This is a genomic window from Pseudomonas sp. F1_0610 (genome assembly GCF_047470865.1).
GTDB lineage: Bacteria > Pseudomonadota > Gammaproteobacteria > Pseudomonadales > Pseudomonadaceae > JAZDRH01.
This window is the reverse complement of record NZ_JAZDRH010000007.1, coordinates 25,595-49,851: the sequence shown is the minus strand read 5'-3', so window position 1 is coordinate 49,851 and position 24,257 is coordinate 25,595. Positions and strand designations below refer to the sequence as shown.

Annotated in this window: 28 protein-coding genes; 19 read left to right on the top strand and 9 right to left on the bottom strand. The window is 41.9% G+C overall.

Annotation, left to right across the window (positions count from 1 at the left end):
• Positions 1-17 precede the first annotated feature (17 nt).
• The 3 genes from VQ643_RS05780 (at position 18) to VQ643_RS05770 (ending at position 2,612) form a co-directional block, all read left to right on the top strand.
• Positions 18-950: a LysR family transcriptional regulator gene (locus VQ643_RS05780; RefSeq protein ID WP_414198358.1), complete on the top strand. Its 933-nt coding sequence runs from the start codon at positions 18-20 to the stop codon at positions 948-950.
• Between the two features lie 63 nt (positions 951-1,013).
• On the top strand, positions 1,014-2,138 hold the full coding sequence (locus VQ643_RS05775) for an NAD(P)/FAD-dependent oxidoreductase (RefSeq protein WP_414198357.1): 1,125 nt from the start codon (positions 1,014-1,016) through the stop codon (positions 2,136-2,138).
• A gap of 12 nt (positions 2,139-2,150) precedes the next feature.
• Positions 2,151-2,612, top strand: coding sequence for a methyltransferase family protein (locus VQ643_RS05770; protein ID WP_414198356.1), 462 nt, complete (start codon positions 2,151-2,153; stop codon positions 2,610-2,612).
• A 76-nt stretch (positions 2,613-2,688) separates the two neighbouring features.
• On the opposite strand, the gene htpX is transcribed toward VQ643_RS05770, so the two are convergent.
• Genes htpX through VQ643_RS05755 form a run of 3 tightly spaced genes read right to left on the bottom strand, consistent with a single transcriptional unit; the run spans position 2,689 to position 4,708 of the window.
• On the bottom strand, positions 2,689-3,660 hold the full coding sequence (gene htpX, locus VQ643_RS05765; RefSeq protein ID WP_414198355.1) for a zinc metalloprotease HtpX: 972 nt from the start codon (positions 3,658-3,660) through the stop codon (positions 2,689-2,691).
• Positions 3,661-3,691: 31 nt separating this feature from the next.
• Positions 3,692-4,252 (bottom strand): LemA family protein, encoded by a 561-nt coding sequence (locus tag VQ643_RS05760; RefSeq protein ID WP_414198353.1) that lies wholly within the window; start codon positions 4,250-4,252, stop codon positions 3,692-3,694.
• Positions 4,253-4,264: 12 nt separating this feature from the next.
• Positions 4,265-4,708, bottom strand: a complete 444-nt coding sequence (locus VQ643_RS05755) for a hypothetical protein (RefSeq protein WP_414198350.1) — start codon at positions 4,706-4,708, stop codon at positions 4,265-4,267.
• 323 nt (positions 4,709-5,031) lie between these two features.
• Here VQ643_RS05755 and VQ643_RS05750 point away from each other — a divergent pair, with 323 nt between their 5' ends.
• Positions 5,032-6,162: an NAD(P)/FAD-dependent oxidoreductase gene (locus tag VQ643_RS05750; RefSeq protein WP_414198349.1), complete on the top strand. Its 1,131-nt coding sequence runs from the start codon at positions 5,032-5,034 to the stop codon at positions 6,160-6,162.
• A 17-nt stretch (positions 6,163-6,179) separates the two neighbouring features.
• Positions 6,180-6,551 (top strand): RidA family protein, encoded by a 372-nt coding sequence (locus VQ643_RS05745; RefSeq protein ID WP_414198347.1) that lies wholly within the window; start codon positions 6,180-6,182, stop codon positions 6,549-6,551.
• 67 nt (positions 6,552-6,618) lie between these two features.
• Here VQ643_RS05745 and VQ643_RS05740 read toward each other — a convergent pair whose 3' ends face one another.
• The 4 genes from VQ643_RS05740 to VQ643_RS05725 are packed head-to-tail and all read right to left on the bottom strand — an operon-like array spanning position 6,619 to position 10,224.
• The gene (locus VQ643_RS05740; RefSeq protein ID WP_414198345.1) at positions 6,619-7,839 is read right to left on the bottom strand and encodes an NRAMP family divalent metal transporter; all 1,221 of its coding nucleotides are present in this window, start codon (positions 7,837-7,839) and stop codon (positions 6,619-6,621) included.
• Positions 7,840-7,871: 32 nt separating this feature from the next.
• The gene (locus tag VQ643_RS05735) at positions 7,872-8,789 is read right to left on the bottom strand and encodes a biotin-dependent carboxyltransferase family protein (RefSeq protein ID WP_414198343.1); all 918 of its coding nucleotides are present in this window, start codon (positions 8,787-8,789) and stop codon (positions 7,872-7,874) included.
• Positions 8,786-9,487: a 5-oxoprolinase subunit PxpB gene (gene pxpB / locus VQ643_RS05730; RefSeq protein ID WP_414198342.1), complete on the bottom strand. Its 702-nt coding sequence runs from the start codon at positions 9,485-9,487 to the stop codon at positions 8,786-8,788. The genes VQ643_RS05735 and pxpB overlap by 4 nt, the downstream gene beginning before the upstream one ends.
• Positions 9,484-10,224, bottom strand: coding sequence for a 5-oxoprolinase subunit PxpA (locus VQ643_RS05725; RefSeq protein WP_414198341.1), 741 nt, complete (start codon positions 10,222-10,224; stop codon positions 9,484-9,486). The genes pxpB and VQ643_RS05725 overlap by 4 nt, the downstream gene beginning before the upstream one ends.
• A 157-nt stretch (positions 10,225-10,381) precedes the next feature.
• Between VQ643_RS05725 and VQ643_RS05720 the strand changes: the two genes are divergently transcribed.
• The 3 genes from VQ643_RS05720 (at position 10,382) to VQ643_RS05710 (ending at position 11,702) form a co-directional block, all read left to right on the top strand.
• The gene (locus tag VQ643_RS05720) at positions 10,382-10,897 is read left to right on the top strand and encodes a winged helix DNA-binding protein (RefSeq protein WP_414198340.1); all 516 of its coding nucleotides are present in this window, start codon (positions 10,382-10,384) and stop codon (positions 10,895-10,897) included.
• A 96-nt stretch (positions 10,898-10,993) separates the two neighbouring features.
• Positions 10,994-11,335 (top strand): DUF5713 family protein, encoded by a 342-nt coding sequence (locus VQ643_RS05715; RefSeq protein ID WP_414198339.1) that lies wholly within the window; start codon positions 10,994-10,996, stop codon positions 11,333-11,335.
• Positions 11,336-11,360: 25 nt separating this feature from the next.
• A complete protein-coding gene (locus VQ643_RS05710; RefSeq protein WP_414198338.1) occupies positions 11,361-11,702 on the top strand; it encodes a DUF5713 family protein in 342 nt (113 codons plus the stop codon).
• Between the two features lie 1,020 nt (positions 11,703-12,722).
• Here VQ643_RS05710 and VQ643_RS05705 read toward each other — a convergent pair.
• Together VQ643_RS05705 and VQ643_RS05700 are read right to left on the bottom strand one after the other, a co-directional pair.
• Positions 12,723-13,745: an SMI1/KNR4 family protein gene (locus VQ643_RS05705; protein WP_414198337.1), complete on the bottom strand. Its 1,023-nt coding sequence runs from the start codon at positions 13,743-13,745 to the stop codon at positions 12,723-12,725.
• The gene (locus tag VQ643_RS05700; RefSeq protein ID WP_414198336.1) at positions 13,742-15,763 is read right to left on the bottom strand and encodes a S9 family peptidase; all 2,022 of its coding nucleotides are present in this window, start codon (positions 15,761-15,763) and stop codon (positions 13,742-13,744) included. Before VQ643_RS05700 ends, VQ643_RS05705 begins: the two co-directional genes overlap by 4 nt.
• A gap of 96 nt (positions 15,764-15,859) precedes the next feature.
• Here VQ643_RS05700 and VQ643_RS05695 point away from each other — a divergent pair, with 96 nt between their 5' ends.
• From VQ643_RS05695 to VQ643_RS05645, 11 genes are all read left to right on the top strand, one after another.
• On the top strand, positions 15,860-16,306 hold the full coding sequence (locus tag VQ643_RS05695; RefSeq protein ID WP_414198335.1) for an MFS transporter: 447 nt from the start codon (positions 15,860-15,862) through the stop codon (positions 16,304-16,306).
• 522 nt (positions 16,307-16,828) lie between these two features.
• A complete protein-coding gene (locus VQ643_RS05690; RefSeq protein ID WP_414198333.1) occupies positions 16,829-17,233 on the top strand; it encodes a DUF4189 domain-containing protein in 405 nt (134 codons plus the stop codon).
• A gap of 152 nt (positions 17,234-17,385) precedes the next feature.
• Positions 17,386-17,781, top strand: a complete 396-nt coding sequence (locus tag VQ643_RS05685) for a DUF4189 domain-containing protein (protein WP_414198332.1) — start codon at positions 17,386-17,388, stop codon at positions 17,779-17,781.
• A gap of 60 nt (positions 17,782-17,841) precedes the next feature.
• Complete coding sequence (locus VQ643_RS05680; protein WP_414198331.1) at positions 17,842-18,234, top strand: DUF4189 domain-containing protein; 393 nt, start codon at positions 17,842-17,844, stop codon at positions 18,232-18,234.
• Between the two features lie 91 nt (positions 18,235-18,325).
• The gene (locus VQ643_RS05675) at positions 18,326-19,102 is read left to right on the top strand and encodes a class II glutamine amidotransferase (protein ID WP_414198329.1); all 777 of its coding nucleotides are present in this window, start codon (positions 18,326-18,328) and stop codon (positions 19,100-19,102) included.
• A gap of 122 nt (positions 19,103-19,224) precedes the next feature.
• Positions 19,225-19,995: a DUF3450 domain-containing protein gene (locus tag VQ643_RS05670; RefSeq protein ID WP_414198328.1), complete on the top strand. Its 771-nt coding sequence runs from the start codon at positions 19,225-19,227 to the stop codon at positions 19,993-19,995.
• Positions 19,992-21,341, top strand: a complete 1,350-nt coding sequence (locus tag VQ643_RS05665; RefSeq protein WP_414198327.1) for a MotA/TolQ/ExbB proton channel family protein — start codon at positions 19,992-19,994, stop codon at positions 21,339-21,341. The genes VQ643_RS05670 and VQ643_RS05665 overlap by 4 nt, the downstream gene beginning before the upstream one ends.
• Positions 21,334-21,888, top strand: coding sequence for a MotA/TolQ/ExbB proton channel family protein (locus tag VQ643_RS05660; protein WP_414198325.1), 555 nt, complete (start codon positions 21,334-21,336; stop codon positions 21,886-21,888). The genes VQ643_RS05665 and VQ643_RS05660 overlap by 8 nt, the downstream gene beginning before the upstream one ends.
• Positions 21,889-21,905: 17 nt before the next feature.
• On the top strand, positions 21,906-22,319 hold the full coding sequence (locus VQ643_RS05655; RefSeq protein ID WP_414198323.1) for an ExbD/TolR family protein: 414 nt from the start codon (positions 21,906-21,908) through the stop codon (positions 22,317-22,319).
• Complete coding sequence (locus tag VQ643_RS05650; RefSeq protein ID WP_414198321.1) at positions 22,319-23,002, top strand: energy transducer TonB; 684 nt, start codon at positions 22,319-22,321, stop codon at positions 23,000-23,002. Before VQ643_RS05655 ends, VQ643_RS05650 begins: the two co-directional genes overlap by 1 nt.
• 61 nt (positions 23,003-23,063) lie before the next feature.
• Complete coding sequence (locus VQ643_RS05645; protein ID WP_414198319.1) at positions 23,064-24,161, top strand: tetratricopeptide repeat protein; 1,098 nt, start codon at positions 23,064-23,066, stop codon at positions 24,159-24,161.
• Positions 24,162-24,257: the final 96 nt, after the last annotated feature.

The window sequence follows — 24,257 nt, the reverse complement described above, 5'->3', positions numbered from 1 at the left end:
AAATCGAGCAAATAGCTATGGATCGTATTACGGCAGCACAGGTTTTTATTGAGGTGGTTAGCCAGCAAAGCCAAACGGCTGCGGCCGATAAGCTAAATATGTCGCGAGCAATGGTATCGCGCTATTTGCAAGCGCTAGAAGCCTGGGTAGGGGTGCGTTTGTTGCATCGGACTACGCGACGTCTGAGTTTGACGGAAACAGGGAAGGACGTGCTAATGCAATGCCAGCAACTGGTTGCTGTAACGGAGCAAATGCAAATGCTAGGTTGGCAGCGTAGGACTGAACCTGCAGGCGTGCTACGTATTACCAGTAGCTCATCCTTAGCCCAAGCTTGGTTAATGCCCTATTTAGTACGCTTTACTCAAGAATACCCCTTGCTAAAGCTGGATTTTATAACCAGTAGCTCAACGCTTAACTTAGTAGAGGATAGAATTGATTTGGCAATACGTATTACAAACCAATTAGAGCCGAATCAAGTCGCTTTGCGCTTGGCTGATTGCACCTCTGTATTATGTGCTACGCCAGACTATCTTGCACAGCATCCTGAAATTACTCAGCCTGAGCAGCTGAGCCAGCATAACTGCTTGACTTATAGTTATTTTGGGCAAAAGTTATGGCAGTTTCAGTTAGGTAATGAGCGGCGTAGTGTGCCTGTCATGGGAAATGTAACGGCGAATGAATCTAATCTGTTATTAGAGGCTACAGTGCAGCATTTGGGTATTAGTCAGCAGCCTGTCTATGCAGTTGTACCGCTCATTGAACAAGGTAGATTAGTGCCCGTGCTAGAACAATGGCAGCTGCCAAGCTTGGGCATTTATGCAATTTATACAAGTAGAGAACATTTATCACCTGCTTTACGTGCATTGGTTGATTTTTTAAAACAAGGTTTTTCCAGTGAGCAATGGCTGCACTTGGCGGTATTACCTAAGAATATTATGAAAGTTGATTGACGCTACAGGCGCTGAGGTTTAGATTTTTCTTTTTATTTATCCATGATTGTTAAGGAACCCCCCGTGACTTCAGAACCACAAATTTATGACTATATTGTTGTTGGCGCAGGAATTGCAGGGGCATCAGTGGCTTATCGGTTGGCAGAGCAGCATAAGCTCATAGTGCTTGAGCGTGAAGATCAGCCAGGCTATCACTCAACAGGTCGTTCGGCTGCCATGTTTCAAGAGGCCTATGGTACGCCGCAAATTCGAGCATTAACACGTGCCAGCCGACGTTTTTATGAAAATCCGCCACAAGATTTCTGCGAAAGCCCAATTATGACACCACGTGGTTGTTTCTATGTTGCCAAGCCTGATCAGTTGGATGCATTAGAAAAAAGCCGTAGCATTGAAGGCTTGGCCGATATTGACTTGGAAACTGTATTTGAGCGTGTGCCTAGCTTAAATAGAGACTTGGTAGCTGGCGCTTTATTTGAAGAAGATGCACAGGATTTAGATGTGCATGTATTACACCAAGGCTATTTAAAGGGGCTTCGTAAGCAAGGCGGCCAGCTAAAGTGTAATGCACATGTGGTGGCTGCTGACTATGTGGAAGGTTTATGGCAAGTGAGTTTGGCTAACCATGAGGTTATCTTTGGTAAAGTGCTGGTCAATGCCGCAGGTGCTTGGGCTGATGAGCTAGCTAAAATTGCCCATATTGAGCCTGTTGGTTTGCAGCCTAAACGTCGCACCGCGTTTACCTTTAGCCCGCAACCTGCTTATGATTTTACGCATTGGCCGAGTGTGTGCGGTATTACTGATGACTTTTACTTTAAGCCAGATGCAGGGCAGTTGCTGGGTTGTCCTTGTAATGTAGACCCTGTTGAGCCGCAGGATGTGCAGCCAGAGGAGTTAGATATTGCCTTAGGTGTACATCATATTGAAGAAATGACCGATATGCGTATTGGCCGGCCGAACCATGTATGGGCAGGATTACGCTCCTTTGTGCGTGATGGCGATTTAGTCGTAGGCTATGAGCCACAACAACCTGCCTTTTTTTGGTTGGCTGCGCAGGGCGGCTATGGTATTCAGTCCTCAGCAGGGGTTTCGCTATTAGCCTATACGCTGCTCACTAAGCAGGCTCTGCCTGAGGTTTTAGTTAGGCAAGGTGTACAGCCTGAACAATTATCACCCGCGCGTTTTCGTTAAATAAGGACTTTTATGGGCTTTCTCTATAACCGCATTCCGCCACCTATTGTGATGCTATTTAGCGCTATCATGATGTGGGTGCTTTCTTATGGTATGTGGCATTGGCGTTTGCCTATGCGGCTACGCTTAATTATTGTGGTTATTTTGCTCATGTTGTCGATGACGATAGGCTGGTTAGCCTTAGCTCAATTTAAACGTGCACAAACCACCGCAAATCCGCTGAATTTAGAACGCTCTAGCCGTTTAGTAATGACGGGCGTTTACCGTTTTTCACGAAATCCAATGTATTTAGCTTTAGCCTTAATTCTATTGGCATGGGCAGTACTGCTTTCATCACCCTTTACCCTTATAGGCTGGGCGTTTTTTATTTTTTATATCACCCAGTTTCAAATTAAACCTGAAGAACGTATGTTAGAACAATTATTTCCAGAGCAGTATGAAGTTTATCGTAATAATGTCAGACGTTGGCTGTAAGTAGCTTTTATAAATTAGTAACACACACGACCTATAAAATGAAAGCTTATAGGTCGTGTGTGTTACTAAAACATTGTTATTTGTTGAAGTTTTGGTAGCCTAATAAATTATTAATTCTATTTTCAATGGTAGGGTGAGTTGAGAAAATCGAATCACCTTTATTGAAAATATAGGCAGCACTACGGTAAGACTCGCCTGTTGACTTACTTTCTGATTCATACTCATTTGTTTGATGATCACCAGAAATTTTCTTTAACGCATCAATCATGGCTTGGTTTTCGCCTGTTAGTTTAACCGCAGCTGCATCGGCCATGTATTCACGGGTACGAGATAAATAAAAGTATAAAACTTGGGTGATAATAGGTAGTACAAAGTTTAGTACTAACAAAATAATGCGCGCATTTTGTGCAGCTTTATTATTGCTATTACCGCGTCCCATATAAAATGCAATACGTGCAAAAATATTAGTGAAGGTTAATATAACGTTCGCCAAAATCCCGACATAGAGCGTAAGTTTTGAATCGTTATGAATAATATGACCCACTTCATGAGCCATAACAGCCTGTAATTCTTGACGATTAAGAATACGCAGCAAGCCAGCAGTTACCCCTAAAATAGCATTATTTTTATTCCACCCTGCAGCAAAGGCATTAGGGGCATCGTTGTGCATAATATAGAGCTTTGGAATGTAGCCTAATGAGGCGCTAAGAGATAACTCTTCAACAATATTAAGTAATTGACGTTCTACACTAGTACGGGCTGTTTCTTCTGTGAGTAACTGCGCATTGACACCCGAGAGCATCATTTTATGGCCAAATTTACTGATAATAAAAATACCAATAATAGTGCAGCCCATAACGACCATAGTGACGTATGGTATAAATTGAAAAGTGGCAAATTTTTGCATGTTTTGCAGTAGGCTTAGTTTAGGGTGTGCAAATAAAGCCACATCGCCTAGCAAGCCAACAATCAACATGATAAAAATATAAGTTGCAATAACCAATTTAGTACGCTGGTTATTTTTTTTAATAATTGCGCGAAAGTCCATGAAATTCCCTATTCAGCAGCGGGTGTTGAGCTTAAAGCTCAACACGGCGCTCTTCTTCTTTAGCAATACGGGCTTCATCTAAACGCCAGTAATCTTTATCAATGACTAACTGCGGAAAAAACTTAACAACGAACACAGCAGGAAACGAAGCAATGTAAGCTTTGTAGGTTTCTAAGGTGTTGTTATAGCCTGATTTAGCAAAGGCTAATTTGTTCTCTGTAGAAACAATTTCTTCTTGCAGTTGCTGTACGTTTTCGTTTGAACGCAGTTCTGGATAGTTTTCTAAAGCAATTTTGATAGAGCCGTCATTAACGATCTTACTGAGTTCATCTTGGGCTTCACGGCTTTGACTTGCATTACTATTCATTGTTTGTGCGCGTAACTCAGCAATGCGCGTAAAAATACTATTTTCATGTTCCATGTATTTTTTCACGACATTAATTAAGCTATCAAATACTTTACCGCGGCGGTCAAGTTGCACTGAAATCATACTCTCACTAGAAATCACTGCTTCACGTTTGGCAACAACGTTGTTGTAGACCATAAAGCCAAAAACAGCGATAACAACAAGAATAATGAGGAAAACTGTCATAAATAACATCCTTTAGTGGCGGGAGAGATTCCCATTAATAAGTGCTTGTATAAGTGATTTTAACTCATTTGGCTTATGGATTTCTTTGACTATTCGCCATTGTATGCCACGATTTTTTTGATTCCATTCAACAATCCCAGCCTTTTCTAGAATAACCCCTAAGTAAAGGGCTCCAGCAGCATGTAGTTTGTCGCCTGGATAAACTTGTAAAATGGCGATAGCCAAGCCACTTTTACCATCATCCGTATCAAGTTCGTCTACTTTTGAGCCTAAAGCAAACCAGTCACTACCAAATTTGCCATGAAGCCATGAGAGTATTTCCATGACTTCACGAACACCGAAAGTAAGGGTTTTAGCTATTTGTTGTTCATCAACACGTTTGAGGATTAGGTTGTCATTTTCCAGTAAACAAGAAAATACTTTGCCTTTATTGTCACCACCATGAGTCTTAAACATATGAGTCCTACCTTATTTCAGTTGCTGAGCTTGTGGGCATAGCATTGCAAATAATACGGTTATATGTGACAGCGCCTCTATTTTAGTTTTTCAGTGTTACTCTAAAGCTTTGGGTTACTTAAACCTCGTACTCATATCAATAGCTAAACTTGACTCTTGAGTCAATATTGCGAACCAAGGTGTTATCTAAATGATAAAAAATAATGAATTAGCTAGCATTAATTGACCTCTCTGCTTAGTATTTATGGGTTGATTTTAAAGCCTTGCTTTGCAACCTAAAGCAGTCTATTAGAGGCCAACATAACATAAGCTGAGGAGCTGAAATGGTAGATAATGTAGTAGTCGACTATGTTGTAGTCGGTGGTGGTATTGCAGGTGCTTCGGTTGCCTATCATCTAGCTGAGTATGCCAGTGTTACTGTGCTGGAGCGTGAGGAACAGCCAGGCTATCACTCTACAGGACGTTCAGCAGCAATGTTTATGGAAGCCTATGGCACGCCACAAATTCGCGCCCTAACCCGAGCAGGGCGTGATTTTTATAGTCATCCACCTGCTGTGTTTGGTGAGGCGCCTTTAATGACGCCACGCCCTTGTTTATATGTGGCTAAAGCTGATCAAGCAGATTTGATTGAAAAAAATCGCCATGTACAGGGTTTAGAGGAAATATCAGTAGCACGAGCTTGTGAATTGGTACCTTGCTTAAAGGCTGAAGAAATTTCAGGTGTATTACTTGAAGCCGATTCTAAAGACCTTGAAGTACATAATATTCACCAAGGTTTTTTACGAGGGTTAAAGCAAAAAGGTGGCACCTTAATTTGTAACGCAGAACTTGAAAAAGCTACTTTTGCTGAGGCTGTGTGGACAATTCAGTTAGCCAATGGCCAGTCACTTAAAGCAAAATATTTAGTGAATGCAGCAGGGGCTTGGGCAGATCATGTTGCCCAGCGTAGTGGCATACAGCCCATTGGCTTACAACCAAAGCGTCGTACAGCCTTTACCTTCTCTATGCCAGAAGCTGAGGGTACAGATTTTATGCATTGGCCAATGGTTGCAGGTTTGGCGGATGATTTTTACTTTAAACCAGATGCTGGGCAAATGTTAGGTTCTCCGGCTAATGCTGACCCAGTGCCAGCACAAGATGTACAACCAGAAGAGCTTGATGTCGCTATGGGCATCTATGCAATAGAAACTATGTCCAGCTTACAAATTCGTCGTCCTAATCATGTTTGGGCAGGTTTGCGCTCTTTTGTTGCTGATGGCGACTTAGTTGTGGGCTTTGATGATCAAGTACCTAGCTTTTTCTGGCTAGCTGCCCAAGGCGGCTATGGGATTCAATCAGCGGCAGGTGTGTCATTAATGGCCTCTAATTTGCTGCTTAACCAACCTTTAGCGGATGTGTTGCTGAAAGAGGGCGTAGAGCCTGATTTACTTAACGTAAAACGCTTACGTAAATAATGAGAGAGGATTACCTTATGAGTAAAATTGAACGCTTTGCGAGCCCATTACCACTACCTTTTTCGCGTGCAGTAAAAGCAGGGGGCTTTTTGTTTTTATCAGGCCAAGTACCTGTAGATGCACAAGGTAATGTGGTTAAAGGCAGTATTCAACAGCAAACCGAGGCTGTGATGCAGCGCATTCAAGAAACCCTAGCATTGCATGGTGCGAGTTTAGCCGATGTTGTGAAAGCAACCGTATGGTTAAGTGATATGAAGCATTTTGCTGGTTTTAATGAAGTCTATGCAGGCTATGTGGAAGGTAATTTACCTGTGCGCTCAACAGTGGCTAATTCAACATTGGCTTATGACGTTGACGTGGAAGTGGAAGTACAAGCTTATCTAGGTTAAGACAGATAATTAACTAAGATAAAAATGCCCACGTAAGTGGGCATTTTTGTTCACACTGTAGCTTTAATTAGCTATGCCATAGATTTATCATAGGTTCTAGGGCAAAGTAAAAGCCAACAAAGGACACTGCCACTGTTAGGTAGCCAGTAATATCTAGCCAGAGGGGATGCTTATATTGATCGCCTACAATTTTCTTATTGTGCGCTGCAAGCAATATGCAAAGTAAGCCAACAGGTAAAACAATGGCATTAATGGTGCCTGCAATAATCAGTACTTTTACAGGACGTCCAACTAATGCAAAAACGAGTGTTGAGATACAAATAAAAGCAATTACTAGGTATTTGTGGTTATGTTTAATCCATGAATGCCAAGACTGGATAAAGCTCACACTGGTATAGGCACAGCCAATAATAGAAGATACAGCGGCTGCCAGCAGAACTACACCAAAGGCTTTGTATCCCCAAAAACCGAGAGCATGTTGAAATACAGAAGCAGCGGGATTGTCGGTATCTAATACAAAACCTTGTGACACAACACCTAAGGTCGCTAAGAATAAACAAATACGAACCACACCAATGGTAGCAATACCAGTGATAGAAGCACGTGATACCCGTTTGACGTTCTCAATGCCTGTAATGCCTGCTTCTACTAAGCGATGCCCACCAGAGAAAGGAATATAGCCACCTACCGTACCGCCAACTAAAGTAATAATGGCGAAGATTAAGATGCCAGGATCATCAGGCGCAATAGATTGCACTAAGGCTTCTTTATAGGGTGGGTTGGATTCAATCATGACATAGCCAATTAAGACGAGCATGAGTACGCCTAGTACTTGCACGACAAAATCCATAACACTCATGGCATTGCGCAGCATAAATAGAATGATGACTAATACGCCTGCAATGATAGCGCCTAGAGCTACAGGAATACCAAAAATAACTTGCAAGGCAAGGCCAGCGCCACCCACATTACCAATATTAAAGGCAAGCCCACCTAAAACAATAATGCTTGATAGAAGTACTCCAGCGCCAGGGAAAACGCGGTTAGCAATATCTTGAGCGCGCATTCCAGATACACTGATAACTCGCCAAATATTCATTTGTGCAAAAATATCAATCAAAATAGAAATTACAATGGCAAAAGCAAAGGCCGCTGCAAACTCTTGAGTGAACTTGGAGGTTTGGGTTAAAAAAGCTGGGCCAATAGAGGAGGTTGCCATCATAAAGATAGCACCCAGCATCACCGAAAGCTTGGCACGAGAAGCTGTCGAAACGTTAGGTTCAGACATTGGTTATACCCCTAAAAATTATAAGAAATTGGTCATTGCCACTGTTTTAGCAGTCTGCGTTGTTGGCGCTGTGCTTGTTCTAAGGTGGTGACTTTTAGTTTTAATTTGGCACCTGGCATTAATTGCGCTAAACGTGTTAAAGCAATAGGTGTTAATGCGCCTAATCGTGGGTACCCGCCAATAGTTTGGCGGTCATTCATTAAAATAATAGGTTGTCCATCACTAGGAACCTGAATACCCCCTAAAGGAACGCCCTCAGATATCATGTTACTGGTTGCACAGCTAAGTTTAGGCCCTTGTAAACGTACTCCCATACGGTCAGCTCGAGTATCTACTTGCCATTCCTGATTAAAAGCAGCGAATAAACTCGCACCAGAAAATAGCTCAACTTGCGCACCTAAAATAACGTCAAAAGGCTCTGTGCTTTGGTAATTGGGAATATCTAGGTTGTTGAGTTGTTTGGGCGTAGGGTTATGGCCTTGCCATTGCAAACAGTCTTCATCTTGTAGTGCGCTACCATCATTATGTAGTCCGCCAATTTGTTCACGGGTTACAGTGGCAGCGCTACCCATTAAACGAGGAGCAATAAAGCCGTTAGGTACTGCAATATAAGCGCGCAATCCATGTTTAGGCTGACTGAAACTTAGCACTTGTCCTTTCTTAAGGAAAATGCTTTGCCAAGGTGTAATGGCAACATCATCTATCTGTGCGTTGAGATCAGCACCGCACAGTGCTAGACATACATCATCTTCTGCACGTAAACGTAAACCACCAAACATCACTTCAATGACAGGCGCATTTAGCGCGTTACCCAATAGAAAGTTTGCCCAATACATGGCAATCCAATCCATAGCACCACCTTGGGTAACACCCAGATGGCGTACCTGAAAGCGACCAAAATCTTGAATGCTGGCTAACGAACCTTTGCGTAAAACAGTTAGTTTTTTCATGGACTTACCTCAAACGCGCTGTCATCGCCGCCTAGGCGTATAAATTCAGCTTTCTCTACAGGTATAAAGCGAACTTTATCTCCAGGCTGTAATAGGCTACTGCCTTGTTCGTAATCGAATAAAGGGATAGGCATACGGCCAATGAGATTCCAGCCACCAGGTGAGGGAAGTGGATAAACTGCGGTTTGCTGGTCAGCAATGCCTAAGCTGCAAGCGGGTACTTTCTTACGTGGTGTAGCAAGACGAGGCGTGGCTAGTTTAGGGTCGACTAGACCCATAAATGCAAAGCCTGGAGCAAAGCCAAGCGCAAATACTTGGTAAGTACGCTGGCTGTGTAATTCGATCACTTGAGAAATTGTTAAGCCGCTGCGTTGTGCAATGAGCGTTAGTTCAGGGCCAACGCTAAGGTCATACCAAGTAGCAAGTTCATGAGTTTTACCTTGCGTGGCTTGGCTGATATCTAGGTTCTCTAAAGCATGATGAATCAGTTGTCTAGCTTGTTGATCGCTCAGTACATTCAAGTCATATTGCAGCAATACAGTGGTATAAGAAGGCACTATGTCGACTAATGTTTGTGCAAATACCTGACGTAATGCCGCTGTAGCTGCGCTGATCCAAGGCATATTCTGTTCATCAATATGCTCAAAGAAACGTAGCATTAAGCTATCAATGGCCACTATTTCGATACGGTAACTCATGCGCTTAAGGCTTCACGGATACGTTGAACGGCTGCAATAGAACTTTGATTATCGCCGTGTACGCATAGTGTATCGGCTTCTAAAAATAGCTCACTACCGTCATTAGCTATGAGTGCTTGTCCTTTAGCCAAGGTAATCGCTTGTTGGCATACGACATCCGCATCATGATGTACTGCGCCAGGAATAGAGCGTGCCACTAGGCGCCCTTCAGCATCATAGGCGCGGTCGGCAAACACTTCAAATAGTAGTTTTATGCCAACTTGGTCAGCTAGCTCTTTAGCAAGCTGATTGTCTTTCATTGACATCAGCATTAATGGCAGCTCGCTGTTATAGCTTTTCACCGCCTGCATAATGGTTTTTAGTAGTTCTGGTTGGCGCATCATATCGTTATATAAGCCGCCATGAGGCTTTACATAGGTAATTTGTGTACCTTGTGCACGGCAAATGCCCTCTAGTGCACCTATTTGGTAAAGCATGAAAGCATTTACTTCGGCGTTAGAACAGGTCATAGAACGACGCCCAAAACCTACCAAATCAGGATATCCAGGATGAGCACCAATGCGTACCTTGTTGGCAATGGCTAAGGCGACAGTAGTGTGCATAGTCAATGGATCAGAAGCATGAAACCCGCAAGCAATGTTGGCGCAGTCAATGTGCGGCATGACTTCTGCATCCAGTCCCATCTTCCATGCGCCAAAGCTTTCTCCAATATCACAATTTAAAAGCAAGTCATTCATGTGAACTAGTCCATATAAATACAAATATTTGGTGAATTTAACTTAATATTTATAAAACGTCAGTAAATTGTTGTTGAAATGCGACTAACGTGTAAGGCTTATCCGTGTCAGTCCTTGTGCTAAGATTGGTTACAAAATATGTGAAGATGAGCCGAACATGAACCAAACAATATTAGAAAAGCACATTGTCTCCTCCGCCCACCTCGCAGAACAGGCACAGGAATTGTCTGAGTTAGAATTTGGTTTAGTCATAGCTACAAATGCATTTCATCGCTGGATGGAACGTTGTATGAATGCCGCTGGTGAAATGGAACTAAAAAGCATAGACATTCAAGTTCTACATAACATTACTAGCCGAAACCGCGCCAAACGTCAGGGTGATATTTGCCTATTACTGAATATTGAAGATGCCCACACAGTCACCTATGCCCTTAAAAAGCTTTTAAAGCTTGAGTTAGTAGAAGGTACTAAGCAGGGCAAAGAAATGTTCTATAACACCACGGAAAAAGGCAAAGAGCTCTGTAAAAAATACGCAGAAATACGTAAGCAATGTCTAATTGAGTCATTTAAGAACATGCAAGCAGACCCAGAAATGCTTCGTCATACGGCAAGCTTATTACGCACCTTTTCTGGGCTTTACGACCAGGCGGCACGGGCAGCTACATCTTTATAGCGTACTTGTACAGTAATAACTTCGTATAAATACAAGTTCTAAATACTTGCTGCAAAAGAATAGGGTATAATGCTAGAACTTTTATGGAGATAAATAATGGCAATTTTTAATCAAAGTATTTTGGATCACGACTTTCTTCAAGATATGTACAACGATGGTTATTTTCCAGATAACTGTGTGGATTTAGTAAAAGAAGTACTTCTTAAACTTTGCCAAAGCATAGAAGATGAAGTGCCTAAAACACTGGAAGAACTTTATCAATTAACAGATGTTGCTACCGAAGAAATTAATGAGCTACAAGAGGTGTTTGAGGACGCCGATAGCGAAATTGAAACTGTAGCCCGTGATGCTATTTCAACAGATGTTCTTTTTATTGCACAAAGTTACGGTTTTACAGAAGCAGACATCGAAAGTGTAGTGCGCAATAGAGATTGGTAATTCACTTAAAAACCAGTGAGGGATTATGACGATTACGAATAAAGCTATTTTGGCGCATGAATTTTTAACAGATATGTATAATGACCAATATTTTCCTAAGCATTGTGTCGATTTAGTTAAAGATGTTCTTCTAAAGCTCTGTCAAACCATTGAAGAAAAATCACCACAAAATTTAGATCAGCTTTACTTAATTACTGAAGTTTCAACCGAAGAAATTAATGATTTATGCGATGTTTTTGAAGAAGCTGATAGTGAAATTGAAACTGTGGCTCGTGAAACTATTAGTCAAGATTTTACTTTTATTGCACATAGCTATGGTTTTATTGAAGCTGATCATGAAATGCTAATTAGTGGGCGTGACTGGTAGCTTATTTGACAGATAACAATCATTTTTACTTTTTGTTTGATGGAAAGGTCATAGCTGGAGCAGCCTTTTAAAAATATATAATGTGTGAATAATAGCTGTGCCACTCTATGGAATAAAACTGAAATCAGAGAAGGATGCTGAGTATGGATGCTAAAACTGTAAATATTATATCTGATGGTGAAATTCTCGCCAATTTTACCAAGGAATAAGTTATTGAAAACTTGATGCGTTTATTTAATAAAGAGCGCACGGCTATTGAACAGCTTTTATCTATGGAAGGTGCTGTTATAAAAAAGAACTAGCCGTTACACAGGCTGATACTTATGTAAAAACATTAACTCAAGCTGGTATAGCTGTTCGTATAGAAAATAGTGTTGTAAAACCTATGGATACAGCCGCTAGTTATTCAGCATATGCTACTCCAAAAACTGAGTTACCCAGTTCAGAAATGAATACTAATCATGAGTATGATAAAGTTCCTTTGTTTTTGTTTCATGGGCGTTTAGGAAGGTTACGTTTTTTTCTTGGTAAATCTTGCCGGTTTTTCTTATATTGTTAACAACCTATTTTTTCATACATAACGAAATACTTTTGTTTACTTGGCAGACTCCAATTGTTATATTTCTTACAGCATTATATGTAAGGCGTGCGTATGACTTGAATTAGAATGGTTGGCTTGGTGCAGCTGTGTATTTAGTGCCTATTTTAGTGTCTTTTTTAAACAGCGAGGCACTCAATAAAATTCTAAATTTACCCTTATTTGTATTTATAATTATTTTCTTTTAAAAAAAGGGGACGAATATGAGAATAAATATGGTAAAGTTACTAAGCTTAATACGCTGGCTGTTAAAATGATGGCTATATTGGGTGGGGTTGCACTTGTAGCTATTGTCTCTGGCTGTTTTCTTATTTAAAAGCACAGGTTAGGGGTTCGTGTTTAAATATAGGTGTTTTGGGAGCAATAGCATAAAGTTATTTTAATAAGTATTAATCTTTAGAGGCACTATAGGCTGATAAAAATTAGAGTTGTGTTAGTGCTTTCAGTAATTGTTGTTGTTTATGTATACTAAAAATATAGCCTTGATTACTCTGCTCTAAGCTGCCTTCCTCTAAACGCTTTTCCCACCAGTCACGTAAGAAACCGTAACCAATACCTCCAGTGCAAAAGCTATAACGCGTGTCATCAACAATAGAGAATACAATCATTAAGCCAAAACTGGGTAAGTCATAACGGGTTTCAAATTGTTTGGGTTCGTTAAGAAAATGCTCAATAGATTGTGCTGTTGTTAGTTGGCTGTAGAGGTAAAATAAAGCATCAAACATTAGCCAAGATTGCGCGTCGTTATGTAGGCTAAAATGCCCTTTCTCTTGCACAATGCGCTTGCCTAATGAGCGCAAATAGTGAGGGAAATTAGGCGTTTCATGTTGAATTTTCGCCATTGCTTTTAAAATAATAGGTGAAAAAGTGCCGCGCTCAACTGTAGCTAGCTCAGCCTCGCGCTCGGCTTCTTCATCAATTAAACTTTCACTGTCAACTAAACCTTGAATAAAATGAGTGAAATCAGGGGCAATTGGTGTGATGCAATAGTCTGATTCTTGGTCAATATGCACAATACTAGGCTCGCCTTGCTTGCCACATTGACGGTAATCAAAGGCTACTAAGTCATGTCCTCCAGAAATGGTATCCGCAAAATAAACGCCAACTTCAGGATAGCCCCAGGCTTTGGCGTTGTTTTGCCCAAATTCGCCCAGCAATGAATATCTAGCTTTTTCACCTACTGCGTAAAGACCTGATAATGAAAGGTTAAACCCTTCCCATTCATCATCCTCGCTCATGACAAAACAATCGCGTTTTAAATAGCCACCATTATGTTTTCGCATTAACTCGATATACGCCGCAGGCAATTTATAACCGCCAAGTTTTTGCTCAATTGCAGCAATGTATTCATCGCTAGGGGGCGCTTCATGGTAAGGATCTTCATCTGCATAGCCGTACTCCCATAAATCTACTAAATCTTCTTCTGAAAAATAGGGTTGATTCATGGTGTAACTCCTAATTGATTGAAAATAAAGGCGTACTCTAACGCGCAGTCATGCAGAGCTTGATAGCGACCACTGGCACCGCCATGCCCTGCATTGAGATCCGTTTTTAGCAAGATAGGTTGTTGGCTGAGGTTGTGTTTACGCAGTTTACACACCCATTTCGCCGCTTCCCAGTATTGCACCCGCGTATCGTTATAACCAGCCACTGACAAAATGGCAGGGTACGCTTGGCTTTGGATATTGTCATAAGGTGAATAACTTAAAATGCGTTGATAAGCTTCTGGCTGATTGGGATCACCCCATTCATCATATTCGGTAATAGTTAGCGGTAAATCAGGATTGAGCATGGTGTTTAAGGTATCAACAAAAGGAACTTCTGCGACTGCACAAGCAAATAAATCAGGGCGCTGATTGAGCACATTGCCTATTAATAAGCCGCCAGCGCTGGCGCCATTAATGACCAGTTGCTGCGAAGAGGTAAAGCCTTGTGCGATTAAGTGTTCAGCACAACTAATAAAATCGTTAAAGGTATTTTCTTTGTGCTCTAACTTGCCATTGAGATACCAAGCCTCTCCCAGTTCACCGCCACCACGTACATGGGCAATAGCGAAGATAAAGCCACGGTTAAGTAGACTTAAGCGTGCATGGGAAAACCACGCATCCAGACTTTCACCATAAGCACCATAGCCATATAAGTATAAAGGAGCAGCTTGTGCTTTTTGCAAAACAGATCGCTGTGCGACCAAACTAATAGGAATCTGCGTGCCATCTTGTGCTGTTGCCCATACACGAATGCTTTGGTAGTCATCGGCATTAAACTGGCCTAATACAGGTACTGATTTGAGTGGTTTTTGTTCGAGTGTTTGTAGATTAAGCGCTGAAATTTGCGCAGGTCTATTTAAAGACTCATAGCGTAATCGAATACAGGGTTGTTTGAACTCTAAGCTATTTTGAATAGATAGGTTATAAACGGCATCAGGCTGAGTTAGACGATGTCTACCATTTTGGTTGTGTATCTCTAATACGGGCAGAGCTTGCTCACGGTAACTGAGAACTACAGCAAACTGATTGAGTGTAAAGCTTTCTAACATACGCTGCGGGTCATGGGCAAATAGCAATTGCCAAGTAGACTGGCTAGGAATATTGCTATGAGAAATATAGAGCGCAAAGTTGATGCCATCTCGGTTTGTTTGGATAAACCAGCAAGGGTTGCCTTGCCATATGCCATGGTCGACATAATATTCATGCTGTTGTTGGCGTGGCTGCACACAAATAAAGTCAAACTCAATTTGGTTGGCGTTGAGCACCCAAACTTCTGTGGTGTTTTTGCTTTGGCTGTGAATAGTTAACACCTGCTCGTCAGCAGAGTTTTCTATTTGCACAAAAAAACGCTGGTCTTCTTCGGTGAATACAGTATCTGCCTGCTTGCTGCCTAAACAGCTACGCATAATGCGATAAGGACGGTGCATTTCATCTAATACAGCAAAGAAAAAATGCCGGCTATTGTTTGCCCAAACAAAGCTACCGTCGCACTCAGTAAAGGGCAGCTCGGTTGTTTTGTTGGTTTTTAAGTCTTTGATAAAAAGGCGATAAACCTCACTGCCAGTGGTGTCGAGGCTATAAGCCATATAACGATGGTTGGGACTAATATTAAGGCTGCCTAAATCAAAAAAACCTTCACCAGCTAACAGGTTGGGATCAAGCAGCAGTGTTTGACTGGCGTTATCAATACTTAAGTCAGTTGTACGTTGGCAGCGAAAATAACGAGGATACTCATCACCTGCCTGAGTACTTTGGTAGTACAGAAAGTCACCGTCAGGTTCAGGCAGCGATAAATCGGTTTCTTTAATACGTGCTTTGATTTCCTCAAACAAAGGAGCACGAAAATCATTATGCTTAGAGAAAAAATCATCAATAGCTTGATTTTCATTTTGTAAAAATTGCATAACTTCAGGCGTGTCGCGTTGCTCAAGCCATTGAAACTCGTCATTATGATCAGGATTAACTGGGTGTGTCATTTACGCCTACCTAAAACTTACAGAACTTATGCTGCATAACATGTTATGAAAACAACTATGCATGTATGATAAGCCACCTACACTTGCTTTGTACTAATGATTATGTTTGAAAACGACTACCAAATTGCGTGGGGCATCTACTTAGCCGCTGGACTAATGGCAATGTTAGTTTGGATGAAAATGACTGGTTGGATGTGGCGCTACTTACGAGAGCCTTTATGGGTGGCCATGGGCCTGATTATTTTCACCCCTGCCATTATTGATACGCAATGGTACAGCCCAGCCATAGTGGTGATTGCTTCTTGGCTAGTTTTAGGTGAGAGCTTTCCTGTTATAACGGTGGCGGACTTTGCTGGCTATACACAGATTGCCTTTGGTACCTATATTGCCTTTGCAGTTGTTCGTTTTCCTTTCTTGCGTATGTATCAAAAACGTAAAAAAGCTAAATTAGAAGCACAGGCCTTAGCTCAACAGCAGCGTCAAGCAGAAGAAGCTCAAATAATTGATAATGATGAACCTATTGAGTTTGTCGCTGAACGTTAAGAAAAACTATGTGCGAACTGCTGGGAATGAACGTCTAGGCATGAGCCTGCTGAGTGGTTTATTGGAATGCTAATCACAGGCTATATGTAACAGCAGGCTCAATTTTAATGCTCAATCATGTGTTTTATTTTAATCTTGATAATAGACTCTGCAATTACAGTGTTTGCTTTATTTGTGCAAAAAGGTATAAAAATATAAATGTGCCAAGCTAAAGGAAAAGGAACTTTAAAAAAAGCTTTTATAGAAAAGCACAGAAATTACTCAAGGTTGCGATAAAAGCATGATTAGTTCCAGGGGTAGTAATAATGATGAGGCAGCAAATATCATGCTTTATGCTATCCAATGTTTAATTGCTTGTATGGTTTTAAACCGATGAGTTTCAGAGTCAGCAAATATGGTAAGTTTAATAGTGAGTTCTTCCGGTGTAATACGAGTAGATCACAGGAGGTTTCGGTAGTGCACAGGGGCCTTCTGGAAGACTAACTGCTAGGCTAGAAAATAATGGAGAAAAAAAGGAATCTTATGTTGTTTATTTTTAGGAAAGAATTTATCAAATTTAGTGCAATATTATTATTATTGTTCTCAAATTCAGCTTATTCCCAGTATTATTGGGGAGCAGTTTATGTAGATAAAAACACTAGAATAGCGGGTGGCTCGTATAATATGAGTAGCGAATCTGAGGCAAAAAAAGTTGCCTTGGATTCATGTGTAAAAAAACATAATGGAAAAAGTAATAATTGTGTTTTTGCCCAATCTTTTTACAATGGTTGTGTATCTATATATATAGGAAATAATGCTAAAGGTGGCTGGGGAGTAAATGGAATTGATACTTACAATGCTAAATTCCAGGCAGCTCAGGCATGCCAAGAATCAGGCGGGATAGAGTGCAGAGAAGTTCTGAGTTTTTGCACGACAAGATATTACTAATGTTAGAGTGGTCAATAAAACGATTTTATATGAAAGTGTTTTTTAATCTGCAGATATTTAGTATTGCATCGTCTAATAGGGGGCTATATTTTTAGTTGTTTTGGCTTAGCTGCTGGTGGTAAATTAGCTTAATATTTATATAGGTTAGTATTATGAGAAAATTTGGTACTATATTATTGGTTTTTTCTTTTTTATTTATTTCTAATAATGCACTTGCACAAAAGTTTTGGGGGGCTGTTTATATTAATAAACAAACAGGTATTACAGGAGCATCTTGGAATTGGGAAGGGCAATCTGAAGCTGAAAATGAAGCTTTAAAGCATTGTAAGATAAAAAACTCAGGAAAGCAGGGAGAATGTCAATTTGTTCAAGCTTTTTATAATGGATGTATTTCTATTTATTGGTCTTCTATCACTAAAAACTATGGCTGGGGATTTAATGGTCATGACATGTATATTGCGAGAATGAACGCTGTTTCAGGTTGTTCAGGTGTAGGTGGTAAGCAATGTAAGGAAATATTAAATTTCTGCACAGCAAGGTATTATTAGTATTAGAGTTAATTTAATAATCCTTTGTATAAAATTATTTTTAATAGGTGGTTCAGTATTATGAAGTTTTTTCGCAATATGTTGCTAGTTTCTTGTTTTTTATTTGTCTCTAATAATGCGTTTTCTCAAACATATTGGGGAGCAGTATATATAGATTTAAATACAGGAATATTTGGCGGGGCATATGATGCTCAGTCGGAATATTATGCTAAAGATACAGCATTAAAATCGTGCCAAAATAAACACAGTGGTAAAAAAAATAACTGTGAGCTTTTAATTACATTTTATAATGGCTGTGTTTCTGTATATTGGGCTCCTAATAAAAAGGCGGGTTGGGGGTTTAATAGTGTTGATGCTTATTCTGCTCGAGTACATGCAGTCCAAAGGTGCGCAAACTCGGGAGGAAAGGAATGTAGTGAAGTCTTATTTCTGTGTACAACGAGATATTATTAATACAATGTATCAATCGACATTGTATTTAGCTGTGCAGGCTTAATGCGGCAAATGAACCTATTGAATTTATGGCTGAGCGTTAGGAAAAACTATGTGCGAATTGCTGGGAATGAGCGCCAATGTACCAACCGATATTGTATTTAGTTTTACAGGGTTAATGCAGCGTGGCGGCAAAACAGGGCCTCACAAAGATGGTTGGGGTATTGGCTTTTATGAGGGGCGTGGCATTCGCGTGTTTCAAGATCCAAAAGCCAGCTCTGAATCAGAAGTGGCTCAGCTTATTCAAGGGTACCCCATAAAAAGTACAGCTATTATTGCGCATATTCGCCAAGCAAATGTGGGTAATGTTTGTTTAGCCAATACACATCCTTTTGTGCGTGAGTTGTGGGGGCGCAGTTGGTGCTTTGCACATAATGGACAAATGCCTAACTTTCAAGGATTAACAGATTTTTACCAGCCCATTGGCACAACTGATAGTGAAGCTGCCTTTTGCGATTTGCTCAATCGTATTCGCCATGTATTTGATACAGAACCTAATTATCACGAGCTATTACCAGTACTGAGTCAAGCCTGCGCAGAGTATCGTCAGCAAGGTGTTTTCAATTGCTTACTTAGCAATGGAGAATGGCTCTTTAGCTTTTGTTCCAGCAAATTAGCTTGTATTACCCGACGTGCGCCATTTGGTCCCGCTACATTAAAAGACGCTGATGTTAAAGTCGATTTTCAAGCGGAAACGACCAAGAATGATGTAGTGACGGTGATAGCCACAGAACCTTTAACTCATGATGAGCAATGGACTCTATATAGAGCAGGACAATGGCGTTTATGGCTAGATGGAGAGTGTTTAGCTAGCGGCATTGTAGACTGAGTTGAAGTGTTCGACTAAGAGACATACAGCAAAATATTCTGATCTTTCCCTTGATTTGTTTACTGCGGAAGATGATAATCATTCTTCTTTAGAAATATTAATCAGTTAAGGGACATAAGTTCATGCGTCTACCAGCCTTGCGCCCGTTAGTAGTGGGGTGCTTGTTAGCCTCTCCTCTAGCCTTTGCAGCGCCGCTTGATGAAGCCTTAGATGCCAGTACTCAATTGAGTCAGGCAGCACAATCTTCGCAAAAACGAATTGAAGGTCTTGATGATGCAACACAAAAGATGTTGGATGACTATCGTTATTCCGTACATCAAGCGCAATCCTTAAAAGAGTACAACGCCCAAATGCGTGAACTGGTAGCCGCGCAACAAGCAGAACTTGAAAGCTATCAACAACAGCTTGATACCATTGAGCGAACTGAAGAAGCTGTCACTCCCTTAATGCGTCGTATGGTTCAAGTATTGGCTGAGTTTGTTGCAGCTGATGTACCTTTCCTTCCGCAAGAGCGCGCTGATCGCATTAGCACTTTAGAAGAGTTACTACCTCGTGCTGATGTTGGCGTTGCTGAAAAATACCGCCGTATTCTAGAAGCCTACCAAATTGAAAGCGATTATGGGCGCACGCTAGAAGCATGGCGTGGCGAAATTGAAACAGATAAAAAACAACGTACGGTTGATTTCTTACGTGTAGGCCGCGTAATGCTTTATTACCAAACACCAGATGGACATGAAAGCGGCTGGTTTAATAGTAAAACCCGTCAATGGGAAGTGCTAGATAACAGCGTTCGCAGAACACTACGTCATGCCATTGGTGTGGCTCGTCAAGAAAAAACCACAACATGGCTTGATCTCCCAATTAAAACTGCAGCGTTGGAGGCTAAACAGTGAAGCGTTTGTTAATTGCCAGTGCCCTCGCATTAGCTACTCTAGCTAGCGCACAGGCTGAAGTCTTAACCCCAGATCAACTGTTGCAGCGTATTCGCAGTGAGAAAGTTGCTGAAGAACAAGCTATGCAGCAACGCGAGCAAAGTTTTTTATCTGATCGTAACCAGCAATCAAGTGTGCTAGCCAAAGCACAAGCAGAGCTAAAAGCGCAAGAAACTGAGGCCGCCACTTTAAAGGCACAGTTTGAAGAAAATGAAAAAATTCTAGCTGAACAAGAGAAATTACTTAAAGAACGCACTGGTGCGTTAGGTGAACTCTTTACTGTTGTGCGTCAAAGTGCCGGTGATGTAGCAGGTCAGTGGCAAAGCAGTTTATTGAATGTGCAATACCCAGAACGCATTGCCCAGTTAGAGAAACTATCCGCCAGTCGTAAGCTACCAACAGCCGAGCAAGTAGAAGGCTATTGGATGACACTGTTAGAAGACTTAGCCGCTTCAGGCCGTGTGGAGAAGTTCTCTGCGCCTGTAGTGGGAAAAGATGGACAACGTACACAGCAGGATGTATGGCGTGTAGGTCCGTTCTCTGCGTATAGTAATCAAGCATTCTTAAGCTATGCAGAAGGCTCTGATGCGTTTAGCATCCTTAATAAACAACCAGAAGGTTTTAGCCAAGTAGCCCATTGGCAGCAAGCGAATACTGATCTATCAGCCTTATTAGTTGATCCTACACGCGGATCCCTGATTGAACAGCTACAGCGTGAACCTACGTTCTTCGAGCGAGTGCAGCAAGGTGGCTTTGTAGGTTGGGTTATTTTAACCCTAGGCGCTTTAGGTATTTTATTTGCATTATGGCGTATGACCTATTTAGCAACAGTAACAGCTAAAGTGCGTGCACAAATGCGCAATCTTGCTGCGCCTAAAGATAACAACCCTTTAGGTCGTGTGATTGGTGTATTCGGCAGTAATCCTACAGTCAATGATATTGAAACCTTAGAACTTAAGTTAGACGAAGCCGTCATGCGTGAAGTGCCTAAGCTGGAAGGTGGACAAGGGTTGCTCAAGCTGATCGCAGCGGTGGCGCCTTTGTTGGGTTTGTTAGGTACGGTAACAGGTATGATTATTACCTTCCAAGCCATTACCCAAAGTGGTGGCGGTGATTCACGCTTAATGGCGGATGGTATTTCACAAGCCTTGGTGACTACAGTGCAAGGGCTGGTTGTTGCTATTCCTATGCTGTTTTTACATAGCCTTGTCGCTAGCCGTTGCAAAGCCCTTGTACAGTTACTTGAGCAGCAATGTGTGGGCTTATTGTCATTGCAAATAACAGGAAAGAAACCACGTGATGAGTAATTGGCAAGCGTATTGGTTCTGGTTGGTTGACAGAGCCCACGACTTGCTCGACTTCATGTCAGCAGGTGGTGCTGAAATGTGGTTTTTGGCGGGCGTATGTGTTGCTTTTTGGACGCTTACGCTAGGCCACTGGTGGTTCACTTTACGTATTTTCCCAAGCTGGGCAAAAGATCGTAAGCAAGCCTGGAAGCTGATTTGCCAAGACGAAGTCAGCCATAGTTTATGTACACGCTCTGTGCGTTCTGCTTGGTTATCACAAGCTGAACAGCAACTGCTCAATCCACTGCGCTTGAATCGAACCTTAATCAGCTTGTTTCCATTGTTAGGTTTGCTTGGCACGGTAACCGGTATGATCTCTGTATTCGATGTGTTGTCAGTTGATGGTGCAGGTAATCCAAGAGCAATGGCATCTGGTGTTTGGCAAGCAACCTTACCAACGTTAGCAGGCATGGTTTTAGCCATCAGTGGCATGTTTAGTTTGGCGCGGCTTGAGCGTGATGCTCGTCGTGCACTAGGTCGGCTGGCAGATCAGCTGCGTTATGAATAAATAATGGATGATTGACGATGAGTTTGCGTCGCCGTAGTTATCGTGAAGAAGATGATCAAGGTATCGACCTAACGCCCATGTTAGATGTGGTGTTTATTATGTTGATCTTCTTTATTGTTACCAGCTCTTTTATCAAAGAGTCAGGTGTAGAGGTTAACCGTCCTCAAGCAGAGACTGCTAGCAATCAAGAAAAAGGCAATATTTTGATTGCAGTAACTGCAGATGGGCAAGTTTGGCTGGATAAACAAGCTGTTGATGTACGTAGCGTGCGGGCGCATGTTGAGCGTTTACGTCAAGAGCAGCCAGAAGGCATTGTGGTAGTACAAGCAGATCAGGATGCGCGTACAGGTTTAGTGGTGCAAGTGATGGATCAGGCACGCCTTGCTGGCGTTCGTGATGTCGCCTTGGCTGCTTCTGCGGAGTCGCGCTAATGCGTTGGGCCATAGCATTTTTGTTAGCACTTGCCTTGGCAATTGGTAGTTTTGTGTTGATGCTGGTAATGATCTTTCCACCGAGTAATAGCGTGGATGATGAACCTTTGAAGGTCGGACATTTTGTGCCTATGGCAAAAAGCAAAAATAGCGACCCAGCTCGTCAGCGCCAACAAGCGCCAGAAGAGCCACAGCAGGTAACACCGCCAACACAACAAAGTATGCAGCCTCAGATGCAAGCGCCTACTGCTGTGTCGCAAGTAATTGATATGTCAATTCCTAACTTGACGAGTAACATTTCAATTAGTTCAAGTACGCCAAATCTTAGTGGGTTAACCGCAGGGGTTGCCAGCGCGCCAAGTGCGCCACCTGCTAATGAGGGCGGAGGCGGCAGCCCAGGTGATGACTCAGAAGTGATTCCACTTAATGAAGTATTGCCTGTTTATCCCGATCAAGCGCGTCGTCGCGGTATTGAAGGCTATGTGAAATTGGCATTCACCATTACAAGAGATGGGCGTGTAGAGAATATTCGCGTGGTAGATTCATCGCCACGTAATGTGTTTGATCGAGAGGCACGTAGAGCAGCAACACGTTGGCGTTTTGCGCCACGCACAGAAGGTGGTATTAGCGTTGACCGTGAAGCCACTAAAACATTGCAATTCCGTTTAGAGCGAGGTCGTTAGCCTATGGCTAATGATCTCTAACTACTAATAGAGTGTTCTTCAAAGAACAAAGAGGTTATTCATGATGTCTCGTTGGCTATTAACCTTGCTATTGGTTTCAGCATCTGTACAAATACAGGCGCAAACAACAGTTGCACCTGAAGTACTTAAAGCCTTGCAAAGTGCACAAAGTGAGCAGCAGTCAGGACGACTAGATTCAGCTCAGCAGAAACTGGCAAACCTTAGCTTAAAAGATGGAACATTAGAACAAGCACTGGTTTGGCGCAGTCAAGGCTATATTGCTTGGGCGCAAGGCAACACAGCAAAAGCTGTTGGGCTTATTGAAAAGGCGTTAGCGTCTAAAAAGCTCGATACAAATCAAACCAAGGAAGATCAGCTAAGCTTAGGCAAACTGTATTTCATTCAAAAGGATTATCAAAAAGCTGTGAATTATTTAGCCAATGCTGCAGAAACAGATGAAATCCTACAAATGAAAATTCAGTCTTGGCAGCGTTTAGGGCGTTATGATCAAGCCTTGCCGCTAGCTGAGCGCTACCTTGCGAAACAACCTAGTATTGATGATCAGTGGTTGCAGTTTATGATTGGTGCCAATATTGAATTAAAGCGGTATAAAGACGCTGAAACTTGGCAGCGTAAACTCTTATTGCGTCACGAAACAGATGTTCGCCAGTGGCGCCAACTGGCCGGTATTCAACAAATGGCCGGCTCTCATGTACGTGCTATGGCAACTTTACGTGCAGCTTATAGCCGAGGCCTGAAATTCTCAGAAAATGACCTCGATAACTTAGTTGCCATGGCTGCAGCTTCTGATCAGCCTTGGCAAGGAGCTCGTTTGTTAGAAAATATGCTGCAAACAGGTTTGCTTTCAAAAAGCTTATCTCGTGAAGAGCGTTTAGCTCAGCTTTATTGGCAGGCGCGTGAGCGTAAGCAAGCAGCGCAAGCCTATGGTCAATTAGCCAAACGCACAGGTAAAGCACAACATTGGATGACAGTTGCTCAGCTAGAAATGCAACAAAATAATTGGCAGCAAGGCTTAACCGCACTGGATTCGGCTGAACGTGCAGGAGCTGATCGCCAACGTGTGAAACAATGGCGTGAATGGGCGCAAACTAGCATGGCCATTGATAGTAACAAGCAAAAGCAAGTCGTTAGCCGTTAACCTTCAATCAAAGAAGCCTTATTTAAGGCTTCTTTGATTTTTTACTTAGAAAAGTAAGCACTAAGAAACATCTAATAATAAAGATTATTCGAAAAA